This window comes from Spirosoma aureum (assembly GCF_011604685.1).
Classification (GTDB): Bacteria; Bacteroidota; Bacteroidia; order Cytophagales; family Spirosomataceae; genus Spirosoma; species Spirosoma aureum.
This window is the reverse complement of sequence record NZ_CP050063.1, coordinates 5,435,193-5,458,486: the sequence shown is the minus strand read 5'-3', so window position 1 is coordinate 5,458,486 and position 23,294 is coordinate 5,435,193. Positions and strand designations below refer to the sequence as shown.

The 23,294-nt window shown below is 47.4% G+C and carries 17 protein-coding genes; 11 read left to right on the top strand and 6 right to left on the bottom strand.

What is annotated here, in order from left to right:
• Positions 1–107 precede the first annotated feature (107 nt).
• The 4 genes from G8759_RS21750 to G8759_RS21735 form a co-directional block, all read right to left on the bottom strand.
• Positions 108–557 carry a hypothetical protein gene (locus tag G8759_RS21750; RefSeq protein ID WP_167212355.1) on the bottom strand — a complete coding sequence of 150 codons (450 nt, stop codon included), beginning with the start codon at positions 555–557 and terminating at the stop codon, positions 108–110.
• 55 nt (positions 558–612) lie between these two features.
• Positions 613–2,115, bottom strand: coding sequence for a capsule assembly Wzi family protein (locus G8759_RS21745; RefSeq protein ID WP_232073897.1), 1,503 nt, complete (start codon positions 2,113–2,115; stop codon positions 613–615).
• A gap of 439 nt (positions 2,116–2,554) precedes the next feature.
• Complete coding sequence (locus G8759_RS21740) at positions 2,555–2,971, bottom strand: hypothetical protein (protein WP_167212349.1); 417 nt, start codon at positions 2,969–2,971, stop codon at positions 2,555–2,557.
• A 94-nt stretch (positions 2,972–3,065) separates the two neighbouring features.
• A complete protein-coding gene (locus G8759_RS21735; RefSeq protein ID WP_167212347.1) occupies positions 3,066–3,557 on the bottom strand; it encodes a hypothetical protein in 492 nt (163 codons plus the stop codon).
• Between the two features lie 501 nt (positions 3,558–4,058).
• Here G8759_RS21735 and G8759_RS21730 point away from each other — a divergent pair.
• The 9 genes from G8759_RS21730 to G8759_RS21690 all read left to right on the top strand — a co-directional run bounded on the left by G8759_RS21730 (position 4,059) and on the right by G8759_RS21690 (position 15,955).
• A complete protein-coding gene (locus G8759_RS21730) occupies positions 4,059–4,478 on the top strand; it encodes a response regulator (protein WP_167212344.1) in 420 nt (139 codons plus the stop codon).
• A 752-nt stretch (positions 4,479–5,230) separates the two neighbouring features.
• Positions 5,231–5,665, top strand: coding sequence for a hypothetical protein (locus G8759_RS21725; protein WP_167212341.1), 435 nt, complete (start codon positions 5,231–5,233; stop codon positions 5,663–5,665).
• A 234-nt stretch (positions 5,666–5,899) separates the two neighbouring features.
• A complete protein-coding gene (locus G8759_RS21720; protein ID WP_167212338.1) occupies positions 5,900–6,547 on the top strand; it encodes a cation transporter in 648 nt (215 codons plus the stop codon).
• A gap of 337 nt (positions 6,548–6,884) precedes the next feature.
• Entirely contained in the window at positions 6,885–7,076 is a 192-nt protein-coding gene (locus G8759_RS21715; protein ID WP_167212335.1) for a hypothetical protein, read from the top strand.
• Between the two features lie 369 nt (positions 7,077–7,445).
• Positions 7,446–8,039, top strand: coding sequence for an RNA polymerase sigma factor (locus G8759_RS21710; RefSeq protein WP_167212332.1), 594 nt, complete (start codon positions 7,446–7,448; stop codon positions 8,037–8,039).
• Positions 8,040–8,114: 75 nt separating this feature from the next.
• Entirely contained in the window at positions 8,115–9,230 is a 1,116-nt protein-coding gene (locus G8759_RS21705) for a FecR family protein (protein ID WP_167212329.1), read from the top strand.
• Positions 9,231–9,460: 230 nt separating this feature from the next.
• The gene (locus G8759_RS21700) at positions 9,461–12,835 is read left to right on the top strand and encodes a TonB-dependent receptor (protein WP_167212326.1); all 3,375 of its coding nucleotides are present in this window, start codon (positions 9,461–9,463) and stop codon (positions 12,833–12,835) included.
• A 20-nt stretch (positions 12,836–12,855) separates the two neighbouring features.
• A complete protein-coding gene (locus G8759_RS21695; RefSeq protein WP_232073896.1) occupies positions 12,856–14,319 on the top strand; it encodes a RagB/SusD family nutrient uptake outer membrane protein in 1,464 nt (487 codons plus the stop codon).
• Between the two features lie 13 nt (positions 14,320–14,332).
• Positions 14,333–15,955: an FAD-dependent oxidoreductase gene (locus G8759_RS21690; RefSeq protein WP_167212323.1), complete on the top strand. Its 1,623-nt coding sequence runs from the start codon at positions 14,333–14,335 to the stop codon at positions 15,953–15,955.
• A gap of 187 nt (positions 15,956–16,142) precedes the next feature.
• Here the strand turns inward: G8759_RS21690 and G8759_RS21685 are convergent, their stop codons facing one another.
• Together G8759_RS21685 and G8759_RS21680 are read right to left on the bottom strand one after the other, a co-directional pair.
• Positions 16,143–18,839 carry an ABC transporter permease gene (locus G8759_RS21685; protein WP_232073895.1) on the bottom strand — a complete coding sequence of 899 codons (2,697 nt, stop codon included), beginning with the start codon at positions 18,837–18,839 and terminating at the stop codon, positions 16,143–16,145.
• The gene (locus G8759_RS21680) at positions 18,827–19,195 is read right to left on the bottom strand and encodes a PadR family transcriptional regulator (protein ID WP_167212320.1); all 369 of its coding nucleotides are present in this window, start codon (positions 19,193–19,195) and stop codon (positions 18,827–18,829) included. The genes G8759_RS21685 and G8759_RS21680 overlap by 13 nt, the downstream gene beginning before the upstream one ends.
• 521 nt (positions 19,196–19,716) lie before the next feature.
• Here G8759_RS21680 and G8759_RS21675 point away from each other — a divergent pair.
• A complete protein-coding gene (locus tag G8759_RS21675) occupies positions 19,717–22,083 on the top strand; it encodes a TonB-dependent receptor (protein WP_167212317.1) in 2,367 nt (788 codons plus the stop codon).
• Positions 22,084–22,633: 550 nt separating this feature from the next.
• Positions 22,634–23,236, top strand: coding sequence for an RNA polymerase sigma factor (locus tag G8759_RS21670; RefSeq protein WP_167212314.1), 603 nt, complete (start codon positions 22,634–22,636; stop codon positions 23,234–23,236).
• Positions 23,237–23,294: the final 58 nt, after the last annotated feature.

The following is a 23,294-nucleotide window of genomic DNA, read 5'->3' as shown; positions in this document are numbered from 1 at the left end:
GAGCCTATTGGTTCCGATAAGGTAGCCCTGTCACATGATGAGCTGGGCTACCGTACAACGGACCACAACCACAATTTTTTTGACAATTGACCAGAATTTTTAAGCGGCTAATCCGCATTGAATTCGTGGCCAGATACCGTTCGGTAAGAATGCCTGTCTTTTTCCCGTACCTGTTGGGCGAGTAGTTCCTCATTAAGCTTGACCAGCAGATCCCAGTGTTTCAACCGAGAGGCCTGATTGCTGACCAACCGGATCAGTTCGGTTAATTCGTCGACGGTAAATGACATATGAGACGAATCCCCACGGGCCCGTCGCAGTTCAGTCAGACACATCTGATCGATGTATTTTCGCTCATAGGTCAGGTACTGAGTAAATGAACGGTCTTCGTTCTGTGACGTATAGGCAACGGACGAAGTCGTAAATACCCGAATCCGTATAATATCAATGGTCGGCTGAATTTGGCCTAACCGGACCAATTCATCATAAAACTCATTCCAGCTCTGAAAATTGACGGGCAACTTGGTGTCATACATGGTTTGTTGCTTAAGAAGATGCATAACTGACTGTATTTCGTTTTAAAGAGTGAATGATGGGAAATTAAAGAGAGGTCGTTCAGTGGGTTTTCCAGGACTTGCGCAAGCCCAGATAGCCCCCAATCTGCTCGGCACTAGCCAGTAACTGGCCCTGATCATAGCCTGCGGCAAACAACAGCGAAGAACCACCAAACCAGCGAATTGACCGGGTTAATGAGGTCATCATCGATAGCTGCATCGTCTCGGCTGGAAACGGGATCGCGAACATGCCGTAATTCTGGCTATAGGACGCTTTAAGCAGATAGTGCCAATCGGAGCCGAGCCAGCCCGAAACGGCCCCATATAGTGCTCTGACCCGGTTGTTATTGATGCCATGAACGCCTTCGATCAACGTATTGTCGAGCGTGTAACCCGAAAAGGGCAGTCGCGGTAAATCTGCTCGTGTATCGCTGGCCTGGCTGATAAAGGGTGTGCCCAGCGTGCGCCCCTGATACGACCAACTCTCGGGATATTGGCCATTGGTGAAGTAATTCTCCGCTTCCCCACCCAGACTTTTGCCAAACTGAAGCACGCCCTGATTCCCCGAATTGAACAGCTCCAATACGACTTCCTCAAAAAAGGGCCGGGCCTTGTGATTCACCAGACGTAGCCCATACAGGCCATCTTCAATGTTGCGCAGGTTATATAACTTCCGGCCCAGATCATAGAAATGCTGCTGATAGGCATAGAGGGACGTCTGCCCCAACTTAATTTCCAGCGATAACTCCGCAGAACCCCGGTGATCGCCCACCCGGTTCTGATCGAAAGTGGTAAACTTGGCCCGGTTCTTCAGCGCATCCGTTTTCATCGGTAACACAACATTGAGGTAGGCTTCCATACTTTGGGCTAACTGTCCATCAAAGGAGCTGGTTGGGTCCCGTTCGAGAAATGGAGCAAACCCGCCCCACTGAGCCAGATGGGTAAAGGCTCCATAGAGTCTGACCCTGGCGGTGGGTTTACCCAGCCGCAAATAGATTGCTTTCTGATGCAGGAACGATTTCTGCACGTAAGGGCCGTTGCCAAACCAGCCATGGGAATAAAGCCCTTTAAGGGCAATAAAGCCCCGACTAAAGCCTAACGGAATGTAATCGGGTATACTGAGCTGCACTTGCGGGACAGGCAGGGCATTCCCCGACCAGATGTAGGAACCCGAAGACAGTGAGCTTTCGGCCAGCCCAATGATCTGTCGGCGTCGCCCCGCCATCACTTCTATCTTGCCCAGTCGCCCCTTCAGATAGCCCTCTGACAGTAAAGCCTGGTTTAGGGTTCCTGTCCAGCCAACCACTTCGACACCATAGCCCCAATCCACTTTAGGGATTTTGCTGCTTGTAGCTGCCTGGTACTCCCGGTGAACGGTCACTTTCATAAGACCTGTCGGCGCTAGCTTGGGCACGGTACCAAACTGATTGGTCTGAAGCCAGAAAGGGACAGTGCCGGAAGAGGATGCGAAGCCGCCTGCTTCCGCCTGCCAGCTCGTTCGATCGGTAAACCCGGTTTTCTTTAACCAGGGTGCTGCTTCAGATCCAGGCAAGGTTCGGGGCAAGGAGTCTAGAGACGTATTCGGTAAGCGCTGCCCAGGGCATGTGTGAACGATCAGCACGAGTCCACTGAGTACTTGAATTAAGGATGACCAACGATGAGTCAGAGAGTGAGTTGAGAAAAACATAGCAATCGAAACCAGAAAAGAAATAGAGATTTGCAGCCTGATCGTCCTATCGCCTAAGTAAAGAGGATAGCCATGCCCAACAGCCATAGCCTAAGAGCTACCTGCTGCGCCAATTGATGGGTAAGCGTTGCCTAACGATCAGTCATGTACGTGCATACCGACAGCGCTGAAAAGGCTCAGGCATAGCAAAGCTGCCGTCGCTCATTCAGGACAGGATTCGACTGACTGAGAACCTGAAGGCCCCCTGCAGTTTACAGGTAAAAACGAGATTGGCTACCCCTGGAGTCGGGACGGGAAAGAGAAGTGTGCTAAGTGCTCATAGACGCCAGACAGCGTTCAGCACATGCAGTGACCTGTGTTTATGCCGTCTATGTATATAAAAAGCCAGCAGCGGCAGGGAGGGAATAATTGACCAATAGGCAGGAAAAGCGAACAGTGGTTTAACGGGCTGCACAACAGCCACAATTGACTCACTTTTGCGTTCATGAATAACCGTTACCGGATTTGGATTGCCAAGTGGTTTACTGTGAACATACGTATCGAAGACATCCCCAAAGCCATCGCCGGTTTCCCCCGGATCAACTTCCAGCACGGCTAACGAGTAAAAAACGCCGATGAACATCACCAGCAGTTGAAGGCCAAGCTGACGGAGACGGCTGTATTGAACTACGCCTGACTCCTGAATCAACGAAATACGTCGATTTTTTTTTAATCGCGAACAGGCAGTTTGCATGGTCGTAAGGATACTGTAAAATGACCGACTTTATTGGCAAAAGGACTTCAGGTAGATTCGTAGCACTTCCCACTGGGTAACGGCTATTGTTTGACTAGCCTTGATGCAGTGAATCCTGAATAGTCGATGCATCCAGGGAAATTAGTTGGATAGGTCGGTGCGGGACATTTAAAGAGGAGGAGGCCGGATGTCGTTCCGCAGTATGGACTAAACGGGCATTAGTCCTGGTAGCCCTAACAGGGGTGGCTGGTTTAGTAGTCGAATAGGCTTCCAGTGAAGGGAGCCACATCAAACCAATCAGGCTGGCGATAGCCAGAGAAAAAAGGAAAGCAGGGGAGTTATTGAACAGGGGCGTCATCAATAGAATTCTACCCGTAAGTCCTGTATGGGGGTGGGGCTGGATGAGCGCATACGTCAGTAGTAAACTGACAAAAAAAAGTAATGTGAGAACCAGCGGTGCCCAGGAGCCGTAGATGCGCGAAATACTGAGCTTGCGTGAGCGACGCTGTCGATCTTTGGTGTCTGATGAGCTACGCTGTCGGTCCTCTCCGGTCAGAGAGTTTTCCTGTTGATCCTTGGTTTTCATAACTGTTGCAGGCCTAAAAATGGTAGTAAAGCTTAGCCAGGGATAGTATCTCCGCTAGTACATGTCAAACATAACCATAAGCCAATCGTTTTATTTTTATGATCAAGCGGTTATAATCATTGACAATGTCAACTAAAAGCCTTTCATTATTGGCCTGATTTACAGCGTAATTAATGGCCTAAGGGCCTTAAAATGGTTAAGCTTTGTGATTTGCTAAATTCGAGCGCTTCTTCGACTTCTACCGCTCTACTTTTAAACTGAAAGGAATAGTATAACAGCTACGCCCTGATTTCTGGTAGTCCAGCTGCCTGTCTACCCATTTTTTCTAGACGATATTATTCTAACGAGAAGCCCTGCTAATACACTCTGTGGCCATTGGTACATCGTTTATTTTCCGTAAAAAGAAATTTATAACCCGAACTGATATTGTTTGAAACATTACTTTTGGCTTTTCGTTGACCTTATTGATAATGTATCTAAATAAAGAGGCAATACATTGCCATGACTTTTGACCCAACCCAAGGCAATTTACTGATCGTCGCAAACAATTTTGACACGTTACAGCTCTTAAATAAGGTTTTACCTATGGCCTTACCGGAGGTAAAGTATGTTTTTGCTGCCCTTACTTCAACCGGTATGAGTTTTCTAGACGCTTTAACTAGGGAGGGAATGGTGCCTCGGTTGATTTTGCTGGACTTATACCTACCCACCCGAGCAGACAGCATCGACTTCCTCCGTCTGTTGAAACAACCCGGTTCAGTTTATCAATCTATTCCGGTTGTGATGATGAGTTCGACCGAACGAATGGAAGATATCCTTGAGGTAACCCAATTAGGGGCGGAGGCTTACTGGGTTAAACCCACTACAACAGAGACATGGATAAAAAATCTGGAAGGTTTACGGGGCTACTGGCAAGCCTAAATGAGCCTGATTATTAAATTTATTTTGTCTAAATAAGTGAGCTGAAAAATGAGTAATTATGTATTGGTAACTGCTTTAACCCATTGATAACATGTTACTTATAAATTAAAGCTTAAGAAAAACAGCGATGATCACACCACAAAACGAAAAAAAAATTTTGGTAAAACCATTAGTACAAATACTCAATATTGCCAGAGATACCTATTCATCGCAAGGGCATGGAAGTAGGGAAGTAGGCAAGGGAGGGGGCGCTAATCAAACTAAAGATATACCCTCCTGAGGAATGTAGTCTTATAGTATACTGGACGAACTTTACTAGGCTGTGTCAGGCTAGTTCATTTATTGGAAGGACTACTATATTTGCCCACCTGCGTTACAGAAAATCATCGTTTTGTGAACGCAGGTGGGCATTAGCTATTTTTAAAAGCCATTTATCCTTTCTCGAAAAACACCCTTGCCTGCGGTCCGTCGCACGATTACACACCAAATTTAGAGTGAAACAAAGCAGCGGTTTGACTCCCAATGAACCAGGTCCGAGCCCTGAAAACTCAATGATTCAAACGTTTGAGGGTTTGGCGGAGCTGGCAAAATAAGCCAAAAGTAGTTGTGTTACAGGCCGTTTTTTTCCTTTTGCCAGGGCGATTCGCGAGTAAAATTCGATTTTTGGGCAATTATCAAAATAAGCATAAATACTTATTGATTTAGCTCTTGACAGTAGACTATACGCCACCGTTTAAATTTACCGGAAAAACATGAAATTACTCCTGCTTACCGGGTTCGCCTGGTTGGTCGCGCTGTCCTGTATAGCTCAAACGAAAACAACAACGACGTTGGAAACCGAAGCTGTATTGAAAAAGAAAATCGCTCTGGCCTGCAGGCTCACGGACAAAGATCAGATCAAGCGAATGAATGAACTGCACCAAACCCTTTTTAAAAAGGTGACTCGTGCCGTTGAACATCCGGCGAGCTACGAGCTGGTGTTCGAGAATTCAGATAATACCATCATTGGTGATCTGGCCGAATTTGTCAAATTCGAGCGACTATGTTGCCCGTGGCTGGTGTTTCACCTGACTTTCCAGTCCGAAGAGGGCCCAATTTCTCTGGAAATGGGTGATTCCACCGAAACGAAGGAAATGGTTTATCTGGTGATGGAACTCAACAAACTCCAACAACCGGCATCTAAGTAAGCTTTACTTAGTTTCGTGGGGTGTAGTAACTAATACAAACGCCGATCTAAGCTTTGGCTCCTGTACTCTCTTTACTACCGTGCTCAAAATTAGGTGATTGGGCTATGATTTACTTGATTTTCTAAACGGAAACTTGCCAGGATAACGCGTAAATGTATGCGCTCATTTCGGGTGTTTGATAGAGGATGGCATCTGTAAACCAAATTATTTACGTCGTGTTTACGTTAATCGGGTATGGAAACGACACTGCAAACCCCCGTCGATAAACGATGGACTATTGCAACTGGCCTGGCTTTATTCACCGTCCTTTATAACATTGGGGAAGGCATTGTATCGCTTTACTTTGGTGTCCATGATGAGGCTTTAACGCTGGCCGGGTTCGGCATAGATAGCTTTATTGAAGTAGTATCTGGTTTAGGTATTTTGGCCATGATTGCCCGGTTGCGCCGTTTCGGGAGCAAGAACCGGGGAAACTTCGAGCGGTTAGCCCTTCAGATTACGGGCGGTTGTTTCTATGTGCTGGTTGCTGGCCTGATTCTGGGAGCTATATTCAGCGTTTGGGAAAATCAGAAACCCGAAACGACCGTGGCTGGAATTGTGGTCTCAGTGCTTTCGATTGCCATCATGCGCGTTCTGGCCTGGTGGAAAATTCGCACGGGTGAACAACTCCAATCAGCGCCAGTTATCGCCGATGCGAAATGTACAATGGTTTGTGTTTACATGTCGGTCGTTCTGCTGGTTTCAAGCGTGCTCTATGAATGGCTGCATTTTCCCTTTATCGACGCTGTAGGCATGATAGGACTCGCCTGGTTTGCCTTTAAAGAAGGTCAGGAAAGTTTCGAGAAAGCCAACGGTATCGAAACTTGCTGCGGTCACTGTTGATCTTATTGAGAGCAGACAACATCGACTTCCTCCGCCAACTGAAACAAACTGGTTCATCCTACCAATCAATTCGGGTTGTAATAATGAGTTCGACTGAACAAATGGAGGTTGTGCCCTAGGTAACCCAACTTTGGGTGGATGTTTATTAGGTTAGGCCAACCACAACAGAGTCATGGATAAAAAATCGGAAAGGATTTTCAGAATAATTAGCAAGTAGAAAAGAAGAAAATAATAAGGTATATTCTTTCTAAATTAAATAAATATAGGTAATTGTTTGTGAATAAAAGCTTTAGACTAATAAAATAAATAACTTCACTAAATCTTCATAGGAACAGTAATGGATACATCTAAAAAAATTGAAAAGAAAGTTTGGGTAAAACCTGAAGTGCAGCAACTCAATATTAACAAAGATACCTACTCATCGCAGGGAAATGGAACTAAAGAAGTAGGTCAGGGAGGGGGGCTAATCAAAATAAAGACATACCCTCTTAAGGAAAGCAAGCTTGCTGAGATTCGACTAAAGTTTTGAATTGATGAGGTATAGAAACGAAACGCCTGGCCATTGGTCGGGCGTTTCTGATTGATAGGCTGCCTAGAATTGTGTATACCCTGTAAACGCTGAAGGACTACTGGGATTTATGGTGTCTTTGGTTATAGGCATCACATCGATATTATTCACGATTACAGGGTAGTATCGATGTGATGCAAACTATTGGCTTAGTCCTACTGCTTATAAAATCAGAAGCGAACATTCATTTTTACAAACATGAGCTATAAGGGTGGGTCATCCCCTTCTTTTTCAGTCTTATAAAGTCCATATGTGCCATATACATTTAATTATTCGGTTAATAATTGTTGCTTTGTAAATAAAAACACGTTTGATAAGCTACCGTACGAATTGGCACAGTCATCAACGTCTCTCGTCGAAGAACAGGAACTTTGGCATCGTTTCCGACACGGCGACGAAGAGGCATTTTCTATACTGGCTAATCGACATTACCGTAAGTTATTGCATTACGGGCAGAAGTTTTCGTCTAATACCCAATTCGTTGAAGATGCCCTTCAGGAGTTGCTAATTCATTTATGGCTTCACAGGGCCACTCTAAACGATACTCCGTCCGTTACATTTTACCTACTGAAAGCGTTTCGTCATCAGTTAATCAAAGCCTTAAAAAGACGGGCGTACGAACAACTGCTCGATGGACAGGCAGATGCAATCTCATTTGACTTCTCAATCGAGCAGAACTACATCCAGCAGGAAACCCATAATCTGCTGGAACGTACTGTTGAAGCGGCACTTGCCCAATTGCCAGCCAGGCAAAAAGAAGTCATTTACCTCCGCTATTATCAGGGTCTTCGGCCAGAAGAAATTGCTTCTCTCTTAGATATTAAACCCCAGTCAGTCAGTAATATACTACAGCGGGCTTTAACCAGGCTTCGCGAAAACTGGCCTTCGATTCTGCTGATTGGTCTGCTATTTTTATATAAGTAGTAAAAAAAATGTCTTCTACTGAGTATCTGCAGCCAGCTTCAGGGATAATAGCACCGGAAGTGTTCTATCTATTCTATGAGTAATCGTACCGATGCCTTGCACGAGCTGCTGGAAGACCCTCGCTTTATTGCCTGGGCAACCGGTAATGCTGATGACTTGGAGGACTACTGGAACAACTGGGCAGCCGATAATCTGGCGCGCCGGGAAACGCTTGACCAGGCCCGTAGTCTGGTAAAAGCAATGGAGGGGAAGCCCATACCAGTTTCGGACACGCACATCAAGCGGTCAGTTGAGCGGGCGCTTCAGGAGGCTAAACGGCAGGAGATAGCCCAACCCCAATGGCAACGTCCGGTTATTATTCGCCCTTTATATCAACGATGGTGGGCCATAGCTGCCAGTGTGCTCCTCATAATCGGACTGGGTTGGTGGACCTTTACGACCCGAACACCCCGTTCGATTTATGACCAAAAAGTAGCCCAGGTAAATCATACGGGCAGATTGATGATTGAGGTTAGGAATGATTCTCGGCCAATTCAACACGTACAATTGCCAGATGGGAGTTCGGTATTGCTTCAGAAGAACAGCCGGATCAGTTTTCCTCAGAAATTCAGGCTGGATAAACGGGAGGTCTACCTGACAGGCGAAGCGTTCTTTGAAGTAATGAAAAATCCTACACAGCCCTTTCTGGTCTATGCAGATGAACTGGTCACCAAGGTGCTGGGAACCAGTTTTGGTGTGAAAGCCTACGCCAATGACTCGGCTATTACGGTAGTCGTAAAAACCGGGAAAGTATCTGTGTTTACGCAGTCAGACCGCCAGTTCACACACTTAGAGGACAGTCGAACGCTGACGGGGCTGGTACTCTCGCCAAATGAACAGGTAACCTATGAACGAAAAGAAAGTCGCCTGACCCGTGCCCTGGTTGAGAAACCGACCTTACTGAACATTCCGATTGAAAAGCAGCTATTTATCTATCAGGAGACGCCCATCGCGACCGTATTTGCCGATCTTGAAAAGGCGTATGATGTTGATATTGTCTTCGATGCGGATGTAATGGCGCACTGTAGCATCACCGCAACCCTGGGCGATGATCCACTTATGCAGAAACTAACGTGGATTTGTAAGGTGCTGGAGGCATCCTATGAACTTAAGGAAGGCCGAATCATTGTGTCGGGCAAATCCTGCCAATAATCCTAACTTTTTACCCTTTAACCCTCACTAACCATGAATTAATGCAGAGATAAAAAAAGGTGAACGATGTTCCAGCATCGTTCACCCCTGAAGTTAAATCCCTTTTATATCGTGGCTAAACGAACGTCCTGAAAAGGATGAAGGGATCTGTTTTGCCAATTTTTCCCAACTAGCAAACATTCAAAAGTATGAAATTTATTATACCCTCGCCTTTACTTCTGCGAAGAATTATGAGAATCGGGCTTCTTCAATTTATTCTGTGCGTTTTTGTCGTCAGCATTGCGCTGGCTCATGATGGCCAGGCGCAGGAAGTTCTCAACCGGAGTGTGACCCTTCAGTGCAGGGATCAGGCAGTAAAAGTAGTCCTCGACCGAGTAGAAAAAGCCGCTGGTGTTCGCTTTATTTATAGTCCTGAGCTGATTCAGTCCTATCGAAAAGTGTCATTGGATTTTCGGGACAAACGGCTCGCCGATATTTTAAATACACTGTTGCTGCCACTGAAAATTTCCTATGAAGTGGTTGGTAATCAGATACTTCTCAAGCGAATTCCTGCTTCTTCAGGCATTAGTCAGTCTGACCTGATTAAACCCGAAACGTTTAGTGTGGATCAATCTGCCGATCAGACTGTAACCGGTACGGTTAGTGATGAAAATGGGGGATCGCTGCCTGGAGTGAGCGTAGTGGTTAAAAACACGACGCGTGGTACCACTACCGATGCCAGGGGAATATACCAACTCACAATACCCGATAATGTATCTGCGGCTGTACTGATTTTTTCCTTTGTCGGCTATAAGAGCCAGGAAATAACGATTGGAAATCGCACCACTTTAGATATTCAACTGGCGACTGATAATAAGTCGCTGGACGAAGTGGTGGTGGTGGGCTATGGTATGGTGAAGAAAAGCGATTTGACGGGTTCGGTGGCTAGAATTGATGAATCAATGATCAAGGCTACGCCCATCGTTTCCCTTGATCGGGCCATGCAGGGCCGGATAGCGGGCGTACAGGTAACCTCGAACTCGGCTGCGCCGGGCGGCTCGACGACGATCCGAATCAGAGGGACGGGTTCCGTCAATGCGGGAAATGATCCCTTGTACGTAATCGATGGATTTCCTACGGGCGATCTTAACTCGATCAACCCAAACGATATAGAGTCGATTGAAATCCTGAAAGATGCTTCAGCAACAGCCATTTATGGTTCGAGAGGGTCCAATGGCGTTGTGCTGGTAACGACTAAACGGGGAAAAGCTGGCCAGTCGAGTATCAATTTTGAGTCATACTATGGCGTTCAGTCAGTCCGGCATAAAATTCCTTTACTGAATGCCCGTGAGTATGCCACATTCATTAACGAAGCCCGAATCAATGGGGGTGGAGCGGCTTATTTCGACGGCTCGACAGCTGCCCGTCCGCTACCCGAATCACTAGGGGAAGGTACCGATTGGCAGGATGAGGTTTTTCGAACGGCGCCTATTCAAAATTACCAGCTATCCTTTACGGGTGGAGAGGCCAAAACCCGGTATGCCATCTCCGGGAACTACTATGATCAGCAGGGGATTATTCTGAACTCCTATTTCAAACGGTTTTCTCTGCGGGCTAATCTGGATCGGGAAGTAAAACCCTGGCTGACCATTGGCCTATCGATGCAGGGCGCACACACCCGCTCGAACAGTAGCCGCACAGCCACCGACGGCGGGGCAGCTGGTGGAGTTACCAATGCCGCCCTGAACTATGCCCCCGTTTTCCCCATTTATGCATCGCCGGGCATTTATTACCGCGATCAAAGTACGCTGAACGGTAGCCTGGTCGACAATCCTGTCGGGTTGGCTAAAGAAGTGACGAATCTGTATTATACGCTTCGGTTGTTGACTAATTTTTACGCTGATTTCAAGATAGGTCCGCACCTCACTTTCCGCACGACCTGGGGCGCTGATTTACTATCGACTAAGCAAAACAACTACGCTACCCGCCTTATTCAACTGGGAGCCAGTACCAACGGATCGGCTTCAGTGGCCAGTGCATTGAACATCAATTACCTGAATGAAAATACACTGACCTATAATCGAACTTTTGCCACAAAGCACAATCTGACGGCATTACTGGGCTATACGTCACAAGCGTACAACATCGAAACCGTAACGGCCAACGCCATCAATTTCAACGATGATTTTGCGCTATACAACAACCTGGGAGCCGGAGCCACCTTGCAAAATCCAGGATCGGGAGCCGCCGATTGGGCATTGATTTCGTATCTGGCCCGGATAAATTACGGATTCGATAGTCGTTTTTTACTGACCTTAACCGCTCGTCGGGATGGATCGTCGCGGTTTGGCCCCAATAATAAGTATGGCTTCTTTCCGTCTGGAGCCTTCGCCTGGCGAGTGATTAACGAGAAGTTTCTACAAAACCACAAGTCATTATCCGATTTAAAATTGCGACTGAGTTATGGCGTCGCGGGTAATCAGGGCATAGGTGATTATTCGTATCTGTCGAATATCGTCATTACCCAGGGTGTATTGGGTGGAGCGACCCCCACGATTCAGTCAGGGGGCGTACCCGCTACGATTAGTAATTACGATTTACGATGGGAGAAAAGTACGCAGTTTGATGCGGGTCTGGACATCGGTTTGTTCAACAACCGAATCCGATTGACGACAGACTACTACCAGAAAATAACCTCCGATTTGTTGTTCTCAGTTAATGTACCGCAAACAACGGGTTATAGCTCCATACAACAGAACATTGGCAAAGTGTCAAATCAGGGCTGGGAGTTTGCGCTGTCGACCGTAAACATCGATACAAAAGACTTTAAGTGGAATAGCGATTTCAATATTTCGTTCAACCAAAATAAAATACTGACGCTGGATGGCCGGCCGGAGTTTACAGCGGGTACAGGAAGCGGCCACCTGCAAGTTTTCAACACCGCTTTACTGAAAGTCGGGGAGCCGCTGGGAAACTTTTACGGACGCGTCACCGATGGTCTTTTTCAGACGCAGGAAGAAGTAAACGCATCCGCTCAGAAAACCGAAAAGCCCGGTGATTTGAAATACAAAGACCTGAATGGGGATGGCATAATCAATGATCTGGATCGCACCATCATTGGGAATGGCAATCCCAAATTCTTTGGCGGATTCAACAATACGTTTACATACAAAGGCTTCGATCTGACCCTCTTTTTACAAGGCAGTTCAGGGAATAGTATTCTGAATTTCGGGCGCTTCGGGTTGTATAACCTGAATGGCAACAACAATCAGTCGAAAGACGTACTCAACCGTTGGACGCCTACCAATACCAACACCGACATTCCAAGGGCAAACTCAGCGGGTGGACAGCGTATTTTGTCCACCTTCCACATCGAAGATGGTTCCTACCTGCGCCTGAAAAACATTTCGCTGGGCTATACCTTACCGCAGGCTGTATCGAAAAAGCTGGCGCTTCAGCAGTTGAAAATCTATGTGTCGGCCCAAAACTGGCTGACGATCACCAACTTCAAAGGCTACGATCCTGAGGTCAACTTTGCCGGTGGAAGTCCCATTAGTCAGGGGATAGATTATGGAAGTTATCCGACGGCTAAAACCTTTCTGGCTGGCCTCAACGTGAAATTCTAACCGCTTAACTCCGACATTCCGTGAAAAAATATAGCATCTTTTCCGTATTCATGATCCTGAGCGGCTGTGTCCCGGATCTCGATTTAGCTTCTAAAAGCAATGTTTCGGTCGGAACCTATTACCAAACCCCTTCCGACGCCAAAGCCGCCGTTGTGTCCATGTACAGTATGCTCCGCTCGATGTACAGAGACGAAGTGCTGATGACGCCCAATGTTGTGGCTGCCGACGATGGTATCCCATTTCTGACGGGCAATGCCGACCGAGTGGCCTTGTGGAATTATAACCTGGTACCGACCAATACGTTTCCGGGGGCTATATGGTCGAATGCCTACACGGGTATTCAGCGTTCGAATATCATTTTGAATCGGATACCTCCAATCAGCATGGATGAGACGACCAAAAAGGGATATGTTGGCGAAGCTAAATTCCTCCGGGCTATGCACTACTTTACGCTGGTTCAGTGCTTTGGCGGAGTGCCCCTTGTGCTGAACGAAACAACCAGCCTGGCGGAGGCAACTATCGCTCGTGCCACCAAAGATGAGGTTTATAAACAGATTGAAACGGATTTGAAAGAGGCCGAAACGGTATTGCCTAAAATCTATACAGGAGCCGATGTCGGCAAAGCAACCCAGGGAGCTGCTAAAGGGCTCCTTGCGAAAGTATACCTGACCTGGGCGGGTACCGATGCCGCTTCGCCCTATTGGGCGCTGGCGGCTGCTAAAGCAAAAGAGGCTATGGATTTGGGACTGTATAGCCTGTGGGACAATTATTCGGATGTGTTCAGCCTGGCTAATCGGGGTGGAAAGGAATCGTTATTTGAGGTGCTCTATATCACCGACTTAGCAGGAAATAACTTTACAACTGGCTATGCTCCTCGGGGAGCACCCATAGTTCCGGGAAACGGAAGCGGTATTTTTCGGGTTAGCCAAAGCCTGTTTAATAGCTACCCGGCGAATGACAAACGGAAGCCAGTTTCGTTTCTGACTTCCTTTGTGCATCCGACTACAAAAGTGACTACACCTTTATCGGTGACGGATACTGATCCAGCCAAAGGAGTTTCGTTCTGGAAACTGGCGGACCTGACGTCTACCGTTGCTGGAAATGGAGGAAAGAGTGCCCCGATTCTTCGGTATGCCGAGGTGTTGTTAATGTATGCCGAGGCTCTCAATGAAGCTGGCAAAGGCCCAAACGCTCAGGCTTATGAAGCCATCAATAAAGTACGCGCCCGCGCCGGACTGGACCCACTTTCGGGATTGACGTATCAGGCATTTAAAGAAGCAGTATGGCTGGAGCGTAGGCTTGAACTCTGTTTTGAAGGACAGCGCTGGTTTGATCTGGTTCGAACAGGCAGGCTATTGAGCGCGGTGAAAGCCGAAACCAGTTTTGGCCGGGCGACAACCATACAGACTTATCATACGCTGATGCCGATTCCCCAGCGGGAGATTGACGCAAATCCGGCCTTAAAACAGAACGAGGGTTATTGATTCCTGACCAGCAATGAGAAACTACCTGATTTTACTCTTATTTCTGATTCCTCGGGTACTGTGTGCCCAACCCGTTTATGATGTAGTTGTGTACGGTGGCACGCCGGCTGGGGTTATGGCGGCTATTCAGGTTGCCCGAATGGGGCAGACAGTCGCGCTACTGGAACCTGGGCGACATCTGGGTGGCATTATGGTTGAAGGACTCGGAGGTACTGATATCGATAACCATCAGGAATTCCAGAACAGCCCGGCTGTAGGCGGACTCGCTCTTGAGTTTTATCGACGAATCGCCAAAGCCTATGGACGTTCCGGCGAATTTGAACAAGTTCTCCAAAATGGCTCTAAAAAACCTGATATCTGGCGATTTGAGCCACACGTAGCCGAACGGGTAATTCTCGAATGGGTCGCATCGTATCCGATTAAGGTTCGCTATGGGAGTCGATTGCTGGAGATGAAAAATGCGGTTCTCAAAAAAGGAACGGCTATTCAGCAGATCAAACTAGAGAATGGGCAAACATATCGGGCAAAAGTCTTCATCGATGCCACGATCGAAGGTGATTTGCTGAACGCTGCTGGTATCAGTACGGTTATTGGTCGGGAATCAAATGCTACGTATGGGGAGTCCAAAAATGGCATTCAAGCCATTACGGATCATGCTCAGTTTTTAGTTAAAGTCGATCCGTATCAGGTTATGGGTGATCCGACGAGTGGCGTGATTCCGACGATCCAAAACGAACCGCTCGGAACGCCTGGTGAAGGCGATCAGCACCTCCAGGCGTATTGTTTTCGCATGTGTTTGACCAAAAATCCCACCAATCGAATCCCATTTCCGAAGCCGGAAGTCTACCAACGTGAGCAGTACGAGATTTACCTTCGTTACCTGAAAGCAGGGGGTAAGCTCTATAGGCCGAGAGTCGATATTCCTAATGGAAAAACGGATTTGGGCGCCTGGCACGATCTATCGCATAATTTATACGGCATGAATATGGCTTATCCCGGTGGGAATTATGCAGCCCGACAAGCTGTGTTTACCCAGCACAGGCAATTCACCCAGGGGTTATTTTATTTCCTGGCGAATGACGAAGAAGTTGGTCGGCTGGCTCCTGACTTGCAAAAAGAATGGGCATTGTGGGGGCTTAGTAAAGACGAATTTACCGACAACGGCGGCTGGCCACGTCAGTTCTACGTGCGCGATGCCCGACGAATGGTTTCCGACTATGTGATTACTGAACATCAGGTAAGAAAAGGCAATCCACCGACCGTTTCAGACCCAGTTGCCGTTGCTTATTGGCCTCCCGATGTACATAGCGTTCGACGAATCGTGAAAGACGGGTATGCCTATAATGAGGGATCGGTATTTAGAGACAATACCTGGCAACCGTTTGGTATTTCGTACCGGGCGCTGATACCGAAAGCATCTGAGTGTACAAATTTGCTAACGGCATCCTGCCCATCGTCGAGCCATATTGCCTACGGGGCTATTCGGATCGAGTTTACGTTCATGGCGTTAGGACAGGCTTGTGGTACAGCGGCTGTGTTAGCTAACCAGAAACGGGTAACGGTTCAAGCGGTGAACCAGAAAGAATTGAAAGACAAATTATTGGCCGATGGGCAGGTTCTGTCGCTAAACAACTAGTGTGCCTTTCGGAGAATTTAAAATTAATTCAAGTCCTACTTATTAGTTGTCAATCAATTCGAAGGTCAGGCTGGACTTTATCAGCGGGCGTTGAATTATAAAAAAGCACCGTAACAACACGGTGCTTTTTTATAGTCGCCATGACCTCGATTGACGACAGTCTGCAGTTGTGTGGGCCATCTGTGCTTTATTCTGTACGCAGGCTTTTTACCGGATCGAGCATCGCGGCTTTGATAGCCTGGAAGCTGACGGTCAATAGCGTAATGAATAAAGCCCCGACGATGGCCACCGCAAAAATCCACCAGGAAAGTTCAACGCGGTAGGTGTAGTGCTGCAACCAGCTGTTCATAAAATAATAAGCGATCGGTATCGTGATCAGGCAGGCCACGATGACCAATACCAAAAAATCTTTGGAAAGTAACTGCCATAGGTTTGTCACCGACGCCCCCAGCACTTTACGGATACCAATCTCTTTCGTCCGTTGCTCAGCCATGAACGAAGATAGCCCGAATAAACCTAAGCACGAGATGAAAATGGCCAGGGAGGCAAAGAAGCCAGCCAGTTTACCAATTCGCTCTTCTGTAGAAAACTTGGCCGCATATTCCTGATCTACGAATCGATACTGAAACGGTAGATTAGGGAAGTTTTTTTTGTAAATCCGTTCGACGGTAGCGATGCTCTCGCGGGCATTTTGGGCTGGATTAAGCCGCAGGTTATAAAAGCGGGCTGAACCTTTGTTGAATTCATACACCGACGGTTGGACGGGATCGTAGGGAGATTCCATAACCATGTCGTCGACGACGCCAATAACTGTTAACGGCTGGCCGGAATTATCTGTATTGTCCTCACGAAGTAGGGTGCCTACGGGATCTTTGAGCCCCATGTAATCGACGGCGGTTTTGTTGAGGAGTATCGCGTTGGAGTCAGAGGGGAAGTCGGGAGAAAAATCGCGTCCGGCAATGATTCGCATACCCAGCGATTTGACATAGTCGGGCGATACCCATATCCATGCAAAACTAGCCCTGAAATCAGCAGGCTTACCCTCCCAGAGGAAACCGCCACGACCATAAGCTACATCCGTAGTCGGATTGCTGGTGGCCGACATGGCCACGACTGCCCCCGAACCCATGAGTTCGTTCCGGATAAATTCGTACTTGCCATCAAACTCTCCTTCGGTCAACGGAATGGATACCAGTCCTGCCCGGTCGTAGCCGACGGGTCGATTTTTGGTGTGCTGAACCTGACGGAAAACAATGATCGTGCCAATGATCAGCGATACGGACACCGTGAATTGTAATACAACCAGTAGCTGACGGGGCAAGGCAGCGAAACGTCCTACCCGAAACCGTAACGAAGGGCCGGCACCCTTCAACACCTGCACCGGCAGAAAAGAAGAGAGATACAAGGCTGGGTAACTGCCCGCCAACAGGGCCGTACATAAGATAAAGATGAGCGTGGCTCCCCAGAAATAGACGTTCATCCAGGGAAATGCGATCTGCTTGCTGGCCAGTGTATTGAAGGCTGGCATCGTGACGAAAACGAGCGTCATGGCGATTAGAAAAGCCAGGGCGACCACAAGGAACGACTCGCTTAAAAACTGACCGATCAATTGAGAACGCACCGAACCCACCGACTTCCGAACACCAACCTCCTTGGCGCGTTTCTGGGAACGGGCGGTGCTAAGATTCATGAAATTGATGCAGGCCAGCAGCAGGACGAAGCCGCCTATACAGCCAAACAGCCATACTGTATCAATGCGCCCGCCGGATTGTATGCCATTCTCAAAATTGCTTCGCAGGTACCAGTCGTTCATGGGCAACAGCAGGAATTGCGGATTGTTCTTCGCGTATTCCGCCCGGTTCACGTTCAGTTTAATATCCTTGATTTTAGCCGTTACCTGTTCCATCGTGGTGTTGTCAGCGATCTGCACATACAGCCGAAAGGAGTTATTACCCCACGAATTGGCAGCCTCCTTAACCCAGGGCGTGTTAGCCACCATATGCTCCCAGGGAATGATGAAGGTTGTGGTGTTGAACGAATTACTAAACGGAATGTCGGCGTAGATGCCCGTAACCTTCAGATTGTAGTGGTTATCGAATTTGATGATCCTGCCAATCGGATTTTCCGTTCCAAAAAGACTCTTCGCTGTCGAAGCAGCCAGCATGATCGAATTGGGCTCGCGTAGCCCTTCTTTTTGCCCGGCCAGCATATCCAGACTTAGCATGTTAGGGGCATCAGGCTGCATGTAATTGCCTTCTTTAACCACCTTCCTGTTGCCGTACGAAAGGACCCCGTCCAGTGTCCAGCTACTCATCACGATGTGTTTAAAGCTATTGGCATATACGTTTCGGAGCGCTGTTTCTAACGGACGGGGTACGGTAAATCGGGTTTTTATTTCTCCATTTTTGACGCTGCTTTGCCAGATCTGGGCAATCTGGTCGTGGTTTTTGTGGTAATGATTGTAAGTCAGTTCGTCATATACCCACAAACCAATCATGACGGCAACAGCCATACCGATGGCCAGTCCACCAATGTTAATGGCTGAATAGCCAATATTCCTGGTCAGGTTGCGCCAGGCGATTTTAAGATAGTTACGAATCATCGCTGGATGTAAAATAAAGAAATGAGAAATTTCATGCGGTTGTTTGGTCATTGACCAGCTTAAAGGGCGAATCAACCGCAGAACGGCCAGTGCATACCGCCAGCGGGCACCCCTCAAACCAGTAGTCTTCACCCAGTAGATATACATCTCCAACAGATCACCTTGTAGCTCATCTTCCAGTCCAGAAGGGCTGAATCGGCTCAGTAACCAGTCGGCCCAGCGGGGCGGCCTGGAATCTGGTGGCCCTGGGAAGCGGCCTTCCCCATTGGTTAAGCCTCCCATAGCAGTAGTACCTGGGTTGAAATCTGCCGGATCGCCGGACCGTCCCACAAGTGGGCTCGAATTTGCCGAACGTCGGCCCGGCGATACTCGATAAGGAACCGCTGAGCAGCTGTTGTTAGAGTGAAGAGCCTTTTCTGTCGCCCTCCCTGTTGGGCAGTGGCTCCGCTCATCGGGGAGAAGAGTAAACCACTCTTCTGGAGCTGTTGCAAGGTGGTGTGAACGGTGGGGAAGCTAATGCTGCGGGCCATCTGCTGATCGATGGTTTGAGTAATCGATGCACAGTATGCCGATTCTTGCAGAACGGCCACTGTCAAAAGAACGACTTCTTCGAGTTCACCTAAACAGGCTCGTTTCATAGCGGAAAGTGATGAGAACGGTCATGGACGAATTGGTTCGATTTAATAACGTTTGCCGTTAAGGTCGGGACGCCGAAGCGAATAGTATTAGTATAGGCTTTGTCGTACAAATACCCGGCCAAAATTCTAAAATTGGCCTGAAAGCATAGAAAGCGCATTTTTATGTACACAGCTAAGGATAGTTTGTCCATTTTTGGACAAATCAAGTACAGAAATGGACAGGACTTTTCCTGATCGAATCCTGGTTTGAGTGACCAATGGCTCGACAAACTTGCTGACTAAACGACGTTTTCATTTAGATGCTATTTATTGCTTAGCTCAGTAGGGCAGAGTCGATAGAGGAAGAAAACAGGTAACCATTTTATTTTCCAAAAGTAAAAAGAGCTAACGTGTCATTCTCAGGAATTTAAAATTCTGTGCGCTGTTGTCTTTTTGAAAAAAGGCTATACCCGCGAATCAAGGTTTAATTTTGTCAGGCTGGCAAGCCAGTAAGAAAATCAACTCCATTGCCTCTTTATTCTATGAACAAGTTTATCTGGTCTTTGTGCATCGTACTTATTAGTTCTATTCCAACAGTCAAAAGCCAGACTCTGGGCAGCTTCTCCGGAACAATTACCGATCAGCAATCGCTTGGCATCCGTGACGCTTATGTGTATCTGTTAAACACTAACCTGGGAACGCCAACCGACAATCAGGGGAAATTCAGCATCCCAAATGTACCACCAGGTCGATATACACTGAAGGTGAGTGCACTGGGGTTTGCCACGGCTACCAGATCGGTTACGATTACCGCTGAGAATCAGACCCTGACGATCCAGCTCGCAGAATCAGCACGACGATTAGATGAAGTAACGGTGTCGGCCCAAAAAGTAGAAGAAGATCCGCAAAAACTGCCATTCAGCGTATCAACACTTTCGTCGAAGCAGGTTCAGGACTATCGATTGTGGACGAGTAAAGACCTTACCACTCTAATTCCCAATTTGTATTCAGCCAATCCCGGTGACGGGCGCAACGTAACATCCATCAGGGGCATTGCCACGACGTCCTACGATCCAACCGTTGCTACGTATATCGATGGGGTCAACCAGTTTAGTTTGGATACCTATGTGTCGCAACTGCTTGACATTGAGCGAATAGAGGTGTTGCGGGGCCCGCAGGGAACCCTGTATGGCCGTAATGCAATGGGCGGAGTCATTAACATTATTACCAGGCAACCCGATAACAAAACGCGGGGATTTGTCGAACTTAATTATGGTAGTTATGGTCAACAGCGATATAGTGCCGGGTTGCGGACACCCTTAGTGAAGGATCGTTTGTTTCTGGGCATTTCGGCATTATACGGGCAGCAGGATGGTTTTTATCGGAATGCATTTAATCAATCAGGATTCGACCGGGCAAATTACTTCATGGGGAATTATTATTTGAAGTTTCTGGCCAGTTCGCGCTGGTCGCTGACTCTCAATGTAAAGCACAATATGAACCGAAATGACGGTGCTTTTCCCTTGGCTTCCAGTCCGCAGGAAGCGTTAAGTGATCCATTCACAGTGAATCAGAATGCTGTCGGCCGACTTATGGATCGGGTAATCAATACGTCTTTATCGGCAAATTATGCCGGGAAAGGGTTTACGTTTACGTCGCAAACGGCCTACCAGTCCAATTACCGGTATTATACACAGCCACTCGATGGTGATTTTTCACCCATCGATGGGGTTACCATTGTTGATGATTACGGTAAAAAGTGGAACAATGTACGGGTCGGTACGCAGGAATTTCGGTTTACTTCCCCGGCCAGTTCAACGTCCCGTTTCAACTGGATTGCTGGTATCTATGGCTTTTATCAGAATAATCCGGTGAAGCAGGGAACTCATTTCGGCAATGATGCCGCGTTGGTTGGTGCCCCTTTTCCTAACTTCACCAGTATCAGTACCAATACGGGAAAGAGTTTTGGGCTGGCCGTTTATGGACAGGGAACGTATGCAATCAATCCCAGACTGAAACTAACGCTTGGCCTGCGGTATGATTACGAGCACAAAAAGCAATCCGTACTGGGTGAGTTCCAGCAGGATGGCGACATAGCCATGGTCACCCAGCCCGATACGTCGACGACGGCCAGGTTTACCGCTATCTCACCGAAAGCCAGTCTGGGGTATCAATGGGCTGAAAATCACCAGGTATATGCGACCTATAGTCGGGGATACCGCGCGGGTGGCATCTCCCAGCTTTCGTCCGATCCCTCGCAGCCACCCCTGTATGCCTACAAACCTGAATACAGTAACAATGTTGAAATTGGTTTGAAGAACACATTCTGGAACAACCAACTGCGTGTGAATGTCGCTGCTTTCTATACCCAGGTGCAGAATGCCCAGGTGCCCACATTGATTTTGCCTGATGCCATAACGGTTACCCGAAATGCGGGCCAGTTGACTAGTAAAGGGGTAGAGCTCGAGGTGCAGGCAACACCCGCAAAAGGACTGGAATTGACGTATCAGGCTGGCTATACGAATGCTAAATATTCGTCGCTCAATTTGGCCTCAAACGGTGAAACGGTTAACCTAAAGGATAACCGTCAGATATTTACACCCGACATTACCTCCATGCTGGCGGTGCAATATGGCTATGCACTGGGTGGAGCTCAACAATTTAGACTAATTGCACGCGGAGAATGGAGTTATCTGGGGAAACAGTATTTCGATCTGGCCAATCAGATTTCCCAACAGGGCTACAGTTTATTGAATGCTCGATTAGGCATCTCGTCACGACGTGCTGAATTGTTTTTCTGGGGACGTAACCTGAGCAACAAGACTTTTATTGACTATGCTTATAATTTCGGGGCGGCTCACTTAGGCAACCCGAGGACGTATGGTGCTACGTTGAGAGTGAATTTTTAGAACTGCCAGCGACAGTTACGGACTGTGTTTGATTAATACTGTACAGGTATTAAACTGGCTGCCCGCTGGGTCGGTTTGATAAACGTACACCAAATTACCACATCGACTGCTTTACCGGCAGATTCACGGATCAATCATGCAGTTAAGTAATCCATTGAATGGCATGACTATATTTTCTGATGCCTACACTGTTACTAACTAATCGCAAAAATTGATTCATAATACTGGTTACTTTTTACATCGGTAATGCCTTATCGATCGCCTAATTCGTCAAAAGTTTCTTACCTTAGTGCTAATTCCTGATTAACGTGGGAAAGCTTGCTGTACGGTAAAAGCTTACTTTACTAGCACAAACAGCCAGAAAATCCTACAATCCTGTTGCCTACAGTAGTAGAGATTATTGAAAGAATTTGCCGATGATCAACCGTTGCTTGTCGAATCAAAGAACGGCAGATGGCTTCGTTTCGCGTAAAACAGATACCGTCTGATCAAGCAAAGAAAGTTCATCCTAAAGGAGCCGAAAACACTTTTGATAAGTAGCGTATTGACCATGAGTAAAACCATTCGTAGTGATGACGATCTATGGCGATTAATCAGGGAGGATCAAGAGTCGGCATTTACTCAGTTGATGGAACGTCTCTTTGCTTCATTGATACACTACGGACGTAAGTTTTCGAGCGATAAAGAACTGGTTCAGGACTGCGTGCAGGATGTGCTGGTTGATCTTTGGATGCGCCGTACCCTGACCCAGCCAATCCAGTCGATTCGTACCTACCTGTTCGCATCCGTTCGTCACTCAGTATGTCGGCGAGCCCGTCAGAATCAGCGTTTTGGATCACTTCCCAGTGACGTTGAGGATATGCCTTTTACCATTTCCTTTTCGGTCGAAGAAACCTGGATTGCCGATGAAATTGACCGGGAGCGATTGCACCAGCTCAATCTTCTGATGAATCAGCTGCCACCCCGCCAGAAGGAAATCATCTATTTGCGGTATTATCAAGGCTTAGAAAAAGACCAGATTGCTTCAATTCTGGATATTAACTACCAATCCGTCTCTAATCTCCTGCACCGGGCATTGACTAATCTGCGCAGTCAGTTTCCTACCTCATTACCAGTATTATTTTGGCTATATTTTAGCTTTCTGGAAAACTAAATACAAAATTTTCAAAAATTTTTCCTCTTTAGTGAGTACGTTTTAAACGTTGTTGACC

What these genes read in the sequence shown, in the direction of transcription:
- G8759_RS21750 (WP_167212355.1), bottom strand. Translation starts at nt 557, where the DNA reads ATGCATCTTCTTAAGCAACAAACCATGTATGACACCAAGTTGCCCGTC.
- G8759_RS21740 (WP_167212349.1), bottom strand. Translation starts at nt 2,971, where the DNA reads ATGCAAACTGCCTGTTCGCGATTAAAAAAAAATCGACGTATTTCGTTG.
- G8759_RS21735 (WP_167212347.1), bottom strand. Translation starts at nt 3,557, where the DNA reads ATGAAAACCAAGGATCAACAGGAAAACTCTCTGACCGGAGAGGACCGA.
- G8759_RS21730 (WP_167212344.1), top strand. Translation starts at nt 4,059, where the DNA reads ATGACTTTTGACCCAACCCAAGGCAATTTACTGATCGTCGCAAACAAT.
- G8759_RS21725 (WP_167212341.1), top strand. Translation starts at nt 5,231, where the DNA reads ATGAAATTACTCCTGCTTACCGGGTTCGCCTGGTTGGTCGCGCTGTCC.
- G8759_RS21720 (WP_167212338.1), top strand. Translation starts at nt 5,900, where the DNA reads ATGGAAACGACACTGCAAACCCCCGTCGATAAACGATGGACTATTGCA.
- G8759_RS21715 (WP_167212335.1), top strand. Translation starts at nt 6,885, where the DNA reads ATGGATACATCTAAAAAAATTGAAAAGAAAGTTTGGGTAAAACCTGAA.
- G8759_RS21705 (WP_167212329.1), top strand. Translation starts at nt 8,115, where the DNA reads ATGAGTAATCGTACCGATGCCTTGCACGAGCTGCTGGAAGACCCTCGC.
- G8759_RS21700 (WP_167212326.1), top strand. Translation starts at nt 9,461, where the DNA reads ATGAGAATCGGGCTTCTTCAATTTATTCTGTGCGTTTTTGTCGTCAGC.
- G8759_RS21690 (WP_167212323.1), top strand. Translation starts at nt 14,333, where the DNA reads ATGAGAAACTACCTGATTTTACTCTTATTTCTGATTCCTCGGGTACTG.
- G8759_RS21685 (WP_232073895.1), bottom strand. Translation starts at nt 18,839, where the DNA reads ATGGGAGGCTTAACCAATGGGGAAGGCCGCTTCCCAGGGCCACCAGAT.
- G8759_RS21680 (WP_167212320.1), bottom strand. Translation starts at nt 19,195, where the DNA reads ATGAAACGAGCCTGTTTAGGTGAACTCGAAGAAGTCGTTCTTTTGACA.
- G8759_RS21675 (WP_167212317.1), top strand. Translation starts at nt 19,717, where the DNA reads ATGAACAAGTTTATCTGGTCTTTGTGCATCGTACTTATTAGTTCTATT.
- G8759_RS21670 (WP_167212314.1), top strand. Translation starts at nt 22,634, where the DNA reads ATGAGTAAAACCATTCGTAGTGATGACGATCTATGGCGATTAATCAGG.